Consider the following 9,056-nt stretch of genomic DNA (forward strand, 5'->3'; position numbering starts at 1 on the left):
ATGCGCATCCTCGTCGCCAACGTCAACACCACCGGGTCCATGACGGACGCCATCGCGGCGTCCGCCCGGGCGGCCGCCTCGCCCGGCACGGAGATCGTGGGGATCACCCCGCGCTTCGGGGCCGACTCCTGCGAAGGGAACTTCGAGTCCTACCTGGCGGCCCTGGCCGTCATGGACGCCGTCACCTCCTACCCCGAGCCGTTCGACGCCGTCATCCAGGCCGGATACGGCGAGCACGGCCGCGAGGGGCTCCAGGAGCTGCTCGACGTTCCGGTCGTGGACATCACCGAGGCCGCCGCCTCGACCGCGATGTACCTGGGCCACAAGTACTCGGTGGTCACGACGCTGGACCGGACCGTCCCGCTGATCGAGGACCGGCTCAAGCTGGCCGGCCTCGACGCCCGGTGCGCGTCCGTGCGGGCCTCCGGCCTGGGCGTGCTGGAGCTCGAGTCCGACCCGGAACGCGCGGTCGCGGCGATCGTGGCGCAGTCCCGCGAGGCCGTCGAGCGCGACCGCGCCGAGGTCATCTGCCTGGGCTGCGGCGGCATGGCCGAGCTCGAGGAGGCCGTCTCCGCCGCGACCGGCGTGCCCATCGTCGACGGCGTCCGCGCCGCCGTCGCGATCGCCGAGGGGCTGGTCCGGCTAGGGCTCTCCACGTCCAAGGTGCGCACGTACGCCGCGCCCCGGCCGAAGCGGGTCACGGGCTGGCCGTTCCCGGGCGTCGCCGCGGAGGCCGGCGTCTAGGCCGCCCTCCGGGCGCCGCCGGCGTCCCCGCGAGCGGGCCCTTCCGGGCGAACCACGACGGCACGGCCGGTGGTTCGCCGGGGAGGGCCCGAGACGCGTCGGGGACGGATTGGGACCTTCTCGATACGGATCCGGTTCGGGCCGGGAGCCGCCGTGGCCACCGGATAGGGTGCCATCATGACGAACGCCTCCAGCCTCCACTCGGACCTGTCCCGCCTCGGCCGCGAAACCGGGATGTTCCTCGCGACCGTCGAGTCGCTCTCCGACTCCGAAATGTCCGCCCCCTCCCTGTGCGAGGGCTGGACCCGGGCGCACGTCGTGGCCCATCTCGCGTCCAACGGCCGGGCCCTCGTCAAGCTCATCGACTGGGCCGAGACCGGCGAGGCCCGGAAGCTCTACCCGTCCCCCGAGGCCCGCGCGGAGGAGATCGACGCCCTGGCCGCACTGCCCCGCGAGGAGCTCGTCGCCCGCTGCCGCGAGGCCGCGGAGTACTTCGCCGAGCAGGCCCAGCGCCTGGCCGGACCGCTCGCGGTCGAGGAGGTGGACCTGCACGGGAAGGCGGTCCCCGTCGACGCGATCGTCTCGCTGCGCATCGCCGAGATCGTCGTCCACCACCAGGACCTGGACACGACGTGGACCCTCGAGGAGGCCGACCTCGACTCGCAGCTCGATGCCGTGGAGGCCGCGGTGCGCACCCTGCGCGCCAAGGGCGCGCCGGGCATGACCCTGGTGACCGAGGAGGGCGACGAGTGGGTGCTCGGCGACGGTTCCCTGCGGGTGGAGTCCGACCGGGAGGGCCTGCTCGCGTGGCTGTCGCGCGGCCGCGGCGAGCACGTCGAGGCCAGCGGGCCCCTGCCGGCGCTGCCGTCCTGGTGACCCTCTAGCCCCGCCCCTTCAAGTTTTCCTCAGGTGCCCGGTGATGGTCTCAATACGGAAGTCCCGCCACGCAAGACCAGGGGCCTCCGTGCACGGCCGCCGGGGAGGGCCGCCCACCGACTCGACACCACGCAGAGGAGAACAACGATGTCTTTCCCGATCCACGGCCGCACGGCCGGTGCCCTGCTCGCGACGGCGGGCCTGATCGCGGCAGGCATGGGCGCCTTCGCCACGGTCGCCCAAGCCGAGCCGCCCTGCGCGGGCTCCGCCCTCGTCGCCAACTACCCCGCCCCCACGGACCCGGCGGAGAACACGTGGGAGTTCGAGGGCAAGATCGCGGCACTCGACACGGCGACACGGACCGTCACCGTCAACGGGGCCACGTTCCACGTGCCGGACACGCTCATGGTCAAGACCCAAAGCCTGGACCAGCCCACGGGCAACCTGACCCTCGCCCAGCTGATGGACCCCGCGCTGCCCCCCGTCGTCGGCAACGCGACGGTGATCGCCAGTGGCACGTCCGTCTACTCGACCTCACCGGACGGTACGGCGCAGTGCGTCGGCTTCGAGGCCGACTCCGTCTACGTCGAGTTCGCGGAGAACGTCCTCGTGGGCACGTTCATGGGCGTCAACACGGACGGGTCCATCAGGATCGCCGGCGCCGACGTCGAGATGAACACCGACCCCCGGTTCCCGGCCACCCTGGTCGACGGCGCCGGCAACGAGCTGGTCCTGTCCGACTTCGCCGGGCACGAGGGGCTCCTGCTCGAGGCCGAGGGCTACTACAGCCTGGACCGCGGGGCCCTGCAGGCGACGGCCATCATCACCGAGGAGATCATCAAGCTGCCGGCCGACGGCACGGACGTCGTCGCCATCGGCAGGACCCAGTGGGACGACCGCGAATTGCGGGTCGGCGGCAGCGTCTCCCCGGCGGGCACCGGCAAGATGGTCACCATCTACGACGACGGAGGCGCCGGCGGCGCCTGCGACACGTCCGTCGTGATCGGCAGCACGGCCGTGGGAACCGACGGCTCCTACTCCTACCGCAACCGCAATGTGGCCAACCCGGGCACGATCTGCGTGGGCTCCAGCGGTGGCGGGACCGCCGAGGCGGCGGTCGCGGCGGACTAGCCACGGGTGACCGGGTCCGGGCACCGCGCAGGCGGTGTCCGGGCCGCGGCGCGCGAAACCGCGAAGGCCTCGGGGTGCGGTCAGTCAGTCCCGCAGCCGGAAGGCCCTGAAGTCCACGGCCAGGGGCACGCCGGCGCGGACGCCGGTCTCCCGCAGCATCGCGGGAATGAACTCCGCGGGGTCCGGGTGGTCCGGCAGGTCCGCGAGGTACTCCTGGTGTGCCTCGAGGGAGGCGACGGCGGCGGCCGCGTCGTCCTCCCCCACCGCGACGCTGTGGGTGGGGCTCCGGGAGCCCGCCACCAGCAGCCAGGACGCCTCCCACGGTTCCAGGCCCCCGTCCGCGGGCTCGGGGAAGATCCACCGGTTCCCCGCGGCGGCCACCGCGTCGGCCGCCGCGAGCCCGGCCACCCGGTGGTCGGCCTGGTTCAGCCCCCAGGGCACCTCGGCGTCCCAGGAGACGGTGACGACGGCGTCGGGCCGGAACCGGCGGATGGCGCGGGCGATGTCCCGGCGCAGGCCGAGCGTCGGCTCGAGCGTCCCGTCGGGATGGTCCAGGAAGACGACCTCGCGCACGCCCACGGAGCGGGCCGCGTCCCGTTCCTCCGCCCGCCTCAGCGGGCCGGCCTCCGCGGGCGGGCGCCGCATGCCCGCCTCGCCGCTGGTGACCAGGACGTACGCGACCTCCACGCCGCGGCCCGTCCAGTGGGCGACGGCGGCCGACGTCCCGTATTCGAGGTCGTCCGGGTGCGCCGCCACGCACAACACACGGCGGAAACCGTTGTCCGGCAGCGGCTCCAGGCGTTCCATGTCGTCCATGACGCCACCGTAGGCCGCATGCGCGCGGAAGCACAGGCGGGGCCCGGACGCACGCGGGCCCGGGCCCCGCGTCGGCGGTGCCCGGGCCCGGAGTCCCCCTGCTACGCCAGCAGCCGTCCCCAGCGGGCATCGAGCGGCGGCGCGCCGGCCAGCTTGAGGCAGTGCCACAGCGTCACGGCGACGGAGTCGAGGACGGGGACGCCCGTCTCCCGTTCGAGGCGCTCGACCGCCGACGCCCCGTACAGGTTTGTGCACAGGTACACGAGGGCATCCGGGCCCTCCGCGGCGAGCTCCCGCGAGGCGGGCAGCAGGTCCTCGGGGTCGACGCGGGCGAAGGACTCGTTGTCGCTGAGCCCCCAGTGCCGCTCACCGACGACGTCGAGGCCCTCGCGGGCGTAGGCGGCGGCCACGGCCTCGTTCACGTCCCGCGTATAGGGCGTCACCAGGCCGATGCGGCGGACCCCGAAGTCCGCGAACGCCTGGAGGTAGGCCAGGGTCGAGGTGGTGGCGGGGATGCCCGTGGCGCCGGTGATCTCCGCGGCGATCGCCCGGTCGTGGTCGGGGCCCAGCCAGGACCCGGACGTCCCGTTCCAGGCGATGGTGTCGACGTCGGCGGTCGCGAGCAATTCGGCGGCCGCGCGCATGCCCGGGGCGTCGAACTGCCGGTCGGACCCGGCATCGAGGGCGATCCTGGTGACCGGGATCCGGCTGCTGTGCACCGTCACGTCCGGGCGGCCGGCCAGCATCCGGTAGGACTGCGGCTCCAGACAGGTGTTGGACGAGGGGACGATCATGCCGATCCGCCGCGGACGGGTCGACTGGACCGGTCCGGGAGCCTCGACGAGGGCGGGGTCTGGCAGGTGGGTCACGCTGCGCTCCTTCCGGTGGAGGTGGGTTCGGTGGCCGGCGCCCCGAGCGGACCCCAGGACAGGGCCTCACTCAGCGGCGCCTGCTCCAGGACGCGCCCGGCGGGTCCGGGGTCGTGGAAGCCCGCCCCGTCGAGGACCACCCGCCCGGCGGCGACCACCGCCGTCGGCCAACCCCGCAGGGCGAGGCCCTCGAACGGCGAGAAGTCGGTCCCCATGTGAAGCGCGGCCCCCTCCACGCGGCGCTCGGAGGCCGGGTCGACGAGGACCAGGTCCGCGTCGTACCCGGGGGCCACGGCGCCCTTGCCCCGCAGGCCGTTTAGCCGGGCGGGCGCGGCGGAGAAGACCGACACGAACGCCTCGAGGCCCGACAGGTCCCCGCCCACCATCCGGGTGAACGTGACGGGCAGCCGCGTCTCCACGCCGGGCAGCCCGTGGGGCATGTGGCGGAGGTCGTCGGTGCGTTCGCGCTTCTGGCCCAGGCTGTAGCAGGAGTGGTCGGAGGCCACGGTGTCCACGGCCCCGCCCAGCAGCCGCTCGCGCAGGCCGGCCACGGTCTCGGGATCGCGCATCGGCGGGCAGCAGGCGTAGAACTCCGGCAGCGGGCCGGAGTACACGCGGCTGTCCAGGGCGACGTAGTGCGGGCAGGTCTCCGAGAACGCGGGCTGCCCGCCGAGTCGGGCGGCGGTGACGAGGTCGACGGCTCCCGGCGTCGACTGGTGGACGAAGTACACGCCCGCCCCGGTGTACTCGGCGAGCGCGAGGACCTCGCGGACCGAGGCCTCCTCCGCCAGCTCGGGGCGTGTCCGCGGCAGGTGGGCGATGGAGATCTCGCCGGCGTCCGCGTGCCGCTGGGTGCAGTCGACGATGATCTCGTCGTGCTCGGCATGGACGTAGGCCAGGCCGTCCAGCCGGGCCATCTCGCGCAGCGTGCGCAGGACGGTGTCGCCGTCGGCCATGGTGGTGCCGCGGTTGGTCGTGTACAGCTTCACGGAGCGGATGCCGCGGGCGGCGAGCTCGTCCAGCTGCGCCGGGACGGTGTCGTCCCAGGCGACGACAGAGCCGTGGACCGCCACGTCGCAGCGGGCCGCGCGGGCCAGCTCGAGCTTGCCCAGGGCCGCGGCCAGCGGCGTCTCGGACGCGTCGCGGGGGATCCCGAAGTCGAGCACCGTCGTCGTGCCGCCCCAGAGGGCCGCCGTCGTGGTCAGGGCGTAGTCGTCGAGCGTCGTGTACGGGCCCGTGGCCTGCGCGATGTGGCAGTGCCCGTCGACGCCGCCGGGCAGCACGACCAGTCCGGACGCGTCGATGGTGCGCCCCGCGTCCGGGACCGGCTGGTCGGCGTCGACGACGCCGACGACGCGCCCGGCCTCGACGACGACGTGGGCCCTCCGGCGCCCGTCCGCGTTCGCCACCAGGCCGTGGGCGACCACCAGATCCGCGCTCATGCCAGCGCCCCCGCGGACGCCGCGGCGGATGCCGCCCGTTGCCGGGAGGCCAGGTGCGCGTCGAGCGGCGCGGAGAGGCCGCGGCGCGGCTTGGCCGGCGGGCAGGCGTAGGACCCGGCACGGTGCGTTCCGCAGGCCAGCCCGGCCATGGTCTCGGCCATGCGCACGCCGGCCGCGATGCCGTCGACGACGGGGACGTGGATGCGGTGGGCCACGTCCCGGGCCAGTCCCGCCAGAGGCGCTCCGGCCAGGATGACGACGTCGGCGCCGTCCTCGGCGACCGCCCGGTTGGCGAGGGCCACGAGCGTCTCCGCGAAGTCCTGCTGGACGCTGCCTATCCCGTGCAGCGGATCCTTGATGCTGTGGATCGACGCCAGCCGGGAGCCGAAGCCGAAGCGCTCGACGCAGTCGCGGTACCAGGCGGTGATCCTCGGGGAGATCGCCACGATGGAGAACCGCGATCCGTGCAGGGCCGCGGCGCAGAGGGCCGCCTCGGTGATGCCGATGACGGGCACGTCGGCGAGCTCCTTCAGGGCGGGCATTCCGGGGTCGCCGAAGGCCGCGACGACGACCGCGTCGGGGGCGCCGCCGTCGTCGGCCGCCGCCTCGGCGACCACCTCGGCGACGGCCCCGGCCGCGACGAGCGATTCGAGCCGGGTCTCGATGTACTCGACGCCGTGGGGCGCGGTGCGCACGTCCAGCGCGGTGCCGGGGGCGGCGCTGCGGGCCGCCTCGGTCCGGATGAGGTCGGTAACCTCGTCGCTCGTGTTGGGGTTGATGACCAGGATTCTCATCGTCTTCCTGTCTGTGTCAGGGCGGCCTCGAGGCCGGGGAACTGGGTGCGGTACTTGGCGATGTGCCGGGACGACTCGTCTGCGGCGCGGTCCGGGTCGCCGCTCGCGATGGCGGCGAGGAGCCGGCGGTGCTCGGCGATGAGCTCGTCGAGGTCGTGCGCGTGGCGGAACAACCAGTGCATGCGCCCCTGGAGGGGCTCGAGCGCGTTGCGCAGCAGCTCGTTGTCGCAGATCCGCGTGACGGAGTCGTGGAACTCGGAGTTCGCGCGGCGCGCGGCGTCCGCGGCCCCGCGGGCGAGGTGGGCCTCGGCGTCGGCGAGGAGCCGCTCGAGGGCGTGCAGCTGGTCCGGGGTGGCGCGCTCGGCGGCGAGCCGGCAGGCCAGCACCTCGAGGGCCTCGCGCATGTCGAACAGGTCGCGCACGTCCTTCTCGGTGAGGCCGGCGACCACCGACCCGCGGGTCTCCTTCTCCGCCACGAGCCCCTCCTGGCGGAGCATGCGCAGCGCCTCGCGGACCGGCAGCCGCGAGACGTTGAACTCCGCCGCGAGGTCCCGCTCCACGAGGCGCGCTCCGGGCTGGTAGTGGCCCTCGAAGATGCGCTGCCGCAGGGTGTCGCGCACCTGGTCGCGCAGCGGGCGGCTGCGGGTGGCCGCGGGGTCCTGGGTCATGGGGCACTCCTGGGGTCGGGCGGTGGGCGGGGCGGAGGCTCCGGCCCCGCCCACCGCAGCGTGTCAGACGGCGAGCCGCTTGCTGTAGTCGAGCGTGACGACGGCGGCGCCCATCAGCAGCGCCGAACCGACGAAGTACAGCAGCGCCCACGTGTAGCCGCCGGTGGCGCCGACGATCAGCCCGACGGCGATCGGGGTGACGAAGCCGGCGATGTTGCCGCTGAAGTTCATGGCGCCGCCGAGGACGCCGGCGTTGGTGCGCCCGCCCAGGATGGAGGGGACGGACCAGAACAGGCCCACCCAGCGCAGGAAGAACAACACGATCGACAGCAGGGTCACGGCGGTGATGGGGTCCGGGATGACGGTGGTGCCGACCAGGCCGAGCGTGACCATGACGGCGGAGAAGCCGAGCATGGAGCGCATGACCTTGTTGGCGCCGTGGCCCCGGGCGCGCAGCCGGTCGGCGAGCGCGCCCCCGAGGATCTCGCCCACGAACCCGGCCCCGAAGATCACGAACGTGGACCAGCCGATCTCCTTGAGGTCGAACCCCTTGGCCTCCGACAGGTAGAGCGGTCCCCAGGTCAGCAGCCCGTAGAAGACGCCGTTGAACCCGAGCCAGCCCAGGCACATGGCCCAGAAGGAGCGGTAGCGCAGGTAGGGCAGCAGGGCCCGGCGCGTCTCGGTCACGCCGGCCGCGGCGTCCTCGGCGCGGTGCGACTCCTCGATGTACTCGGCCTCGGCGTCGTTGACGCCGGGGTGCTCGCGCGGGTTGTCGCGGACGTACTTCCACACGGCGAGCCCGAGCAGGACCGTGGCCGCGCCCGCGATCACGAAGGCCCAGCGCCAGCTACCGGTCGCGGCGATCAGGCCCGCGATGACGACGCCGCCGATGCCCGCGCCCAGCGGCGCGCCCGCGTCGAGGATCGTGGCGCCGCGGCCGCGCTCCTTGGAGTGCATCCAGATGGCGTTGAGCTTGCCTCCCGCCGGCATGACCCCGGCCTCGGTGACGCCGATGCCCATGCGGGCGATGAACATGGAGAGGAATCCGCCGGCCATGCCGGAGGCCGCCGTGGCGGCGCCCCAGCCGACGCAGGACGCGGTCATCATCTTGCGGGGCCCGAAGCGGTCGATCAGCCACCCGACCGGGATCTGCATGGCGGCGTACGCCCAGAAGAACGCGGAGAGGAGCAGGCCGACGAGCTCGGGCGGGAGGTTGAACTCCTCCTGGATCAGGGGCAGCGCGACGGAGATGGAGCCGCGGTCGATGTAGTTGACGGTGACCAGGACCAGCAGCAGGACAAACAGCTTCCAGCGGACGTTGGTGGGGGCGGCCTTCCGCGCCGTTGCGGTGCCCGCCGTTTCCTGGACTGTGGGTGGATCTTGTTGAAGGGACACGGGTCCTCCTCATGGCCTCGTGGTGTGCGTTGGGTTTCCGGCGGTCCCGGGCTGAGGACCCTCCGGCGCGTGGCGGGCCCGCGGCCCGCCGGGCGGAACGTTCCGCCTTTTGGGATCCCAAGTTGGGATCCCAACCAGCATAAAAGTGGTCCGCGTCACGCTTCAACGGGTTTTTGGGCTGCTTTCGGAGCCCACGGGCGGGTGGCCAGCCGGGTGGCCGGCCGGTGGCCAGCCGGGCGGGGATCCCGGACGCACGCGGGCCCGGGGAACGAGACTGGGGGGTCTCGGGACCGCAAAAGAGGAAGAGATCCACCAACGCAC

9 protein-coding genes are annotated in these 9,056 nt (G+C 73.6%); 3 read left to right on the forward strand and 6 right to left on the reverse strand.

Annotation, left to right across the window (positions count from 1 at the left end; translation table 11 throughout):
• The 3 genes from AC1Q5D_RS13355 to AC1Q5D_RS13365 all read left to right on the forward strand — a co-directional run bounded on the left by AC1Q5D_RS13355 (position 1) and on the right by AC1Q5D_RS13365 (position 2,751).
• Positions 1–744, forward strand: coding sequence for an aspartate/glutamate racemase family protein (locus tag AC1Q5D_RS13355; protein ID WP_481738953.1), 744 nt, complete (start codon positions 1–3; stop codon positions 742–744).
• A 177-nt stretch (positions 745–921) separates the two neighbouring features.
• Positions 922–1,620, forward strand: a complete 699-nt coding sequence (locus AC1Q5D_RS13360; RefSeq protein ID WP_481738954.1) for a maleylpyruvate isomerase family mycothiol-dependent enzyme — start codon at positions 922–924, stop codon at positions 1,618–1,620.
• A gap of 147 nt (positions 1,621–1,767) precedes the next feature.
• Positions 1,768–2,751, forward strand: coding sequence for a hypothetical protein (locus AC1Q5D_RS13365; protein ID WP_481738955.1), 984 nt, complete (start codon positions 1,768–1,770; stop codon positions 2,749–2,751).
• A gap of 84 nt (positions 2,752–2,835) precedes the next feature.
• Here AC1Q5D_RS13365 and AC1Q5D_RS13370 read toward each other — a convergent pair whose 3' ends face one another.
• The 6 genes from AC1Q5D_RS13370 to AC1Q5D_RS13395 form a co-directional block, all read right to left on the reverse strand.
• Positions 2,836–3,567 (reverse strand): PIG-L deacetylase family protein, encoded by a 732-nt coding sequence (locus AC1Q5D_RS13370; RefSeq protein WP_481738956.1) that lies wholly within the window; start codon positions 3,565–3,567, stop codon positions 2,836–2,838.
• Between the two features lie 101 nt (positions 3,568–3,668).
• Positions 3,669–4,436, reverse strand: coding sequence for a maleate cis-trans isomerase family protein (locus AC1Q5D_RS13375; RefSeq protein ID WP_481738957.1), 768 nt, complete (start codon positions 4,434–4,436; stop codon positions 3,669–3,671).
• Complete coding sequence (locus AC1Q5D_RS13380; RefSeq protein ID WP_481738958.1) at positions 4,433–5,878, reverse strand: dihydroorotase; 1,446 nt, start codon at positions 5,876–5,878, stop codon at positions 4,433–4,435. The genes AC1Q5D_RS13375 and AC1Q5D_RS13380 overlap by 4 nt, the downstream gene beginning before the upstream one ends.
• Positions 5,875–6,672, reverse strand: coding sequence for an aspartate/glutamate racemase family protein (locus AC1Q5D_RS13385; RefSeq protein ID WP_481738959.1), 798 nt, complete (start codon positions 6,670–6,672; stop codon positions 5,875–5,877). The genes AC1Q5D_RS13380 and AC1Q5D_RS13385 overlap by 4 nt, the downstream gene beginning before the upstream one ends.
• The gene (locus tag AC1Q5D_RS13390) at positions 6,669–7,340 is read right to left on the reverse strand and encodes a GntR family transcriptional regulator (protein WP_481738960.1); all 672 of its coding nucleotides are present in this window, start codon (positions 7,338–7,340) and stop codon (positions 6,669–6,671) included. The genes AC1Q5D_RS13385 and AC1Q5D_RS13390 overlap by 4 nt, the downstream gene beginning before the upstream one ends.
• Positions 7,341–7,403: 63 nt before the next feature.
• Positions 7,404–8,735 (reverse strand): MFS transporter, encoded by a 1,332-nt coding sequence (locus tag AC1Q5D_RS13395; protein ID WP_481738961.1) that lies wholly within the window; start codon positions 8,733–8,735, stop codon positions 7,404–7,406.
• Positions 8,736–9,056 lie beyond the last annotated feature (321 nt).

This window comes from Arthrobacter paludis, assembly GCF_056782315.1.

Coding starts and splice junctions, on each gene's coding strand:
- AC1Q5D_RS13355 (WP_481738953.1), top strand. CDS start 1: ATGCGCATCCTCGTCGCCAACGTCAACACCACCGGGTCCATGACGGAC.
- AC1Q5D_RS13360 (WP_481738954.1), top strand. CDS start 922: ATGACGAACGCCTCCAGCCTCCACTCGGACCTGTCCCGCCTCGGCCGC.
- AC1Q5D_RS13365 (WP_481738955.1), top strand. CDS start 1,768: ATGTCTTTCCCGATCCACGGCCGCACGGCCGGTGCCCTGCTCGCGACG.
- AC1Q5D_RS13370 (WP_481738956.1), bottom strand. CDS start 3,567: ATGGACGACATGGAACGCCTGGAGCCGCTGCCGGACAACGGTTTCCGC.
- AC1Q5D_RS13380 (WP_481738958.1), bottom strand. CDS start 5,878: ATGAGCGCGGATCTGGTGGTCGCCCACGGCCTGGTGGCGAACGCGGAC.
- AC1Q5D_RS13385 (WP_481738959.1), bottom strand. CDS start 6,672: ATGAGAATCCTGGTCATCAACCCCAACACGAGCGACGAGGTTACCGAC.
- AC1Q5D_RS13390 (WP_481738960.1), bottom strand. CDS start 7,340: ATGACCCAGGACCCCGCGGCCACCCGCAGCCGCCCGCTGCGCGACCAG.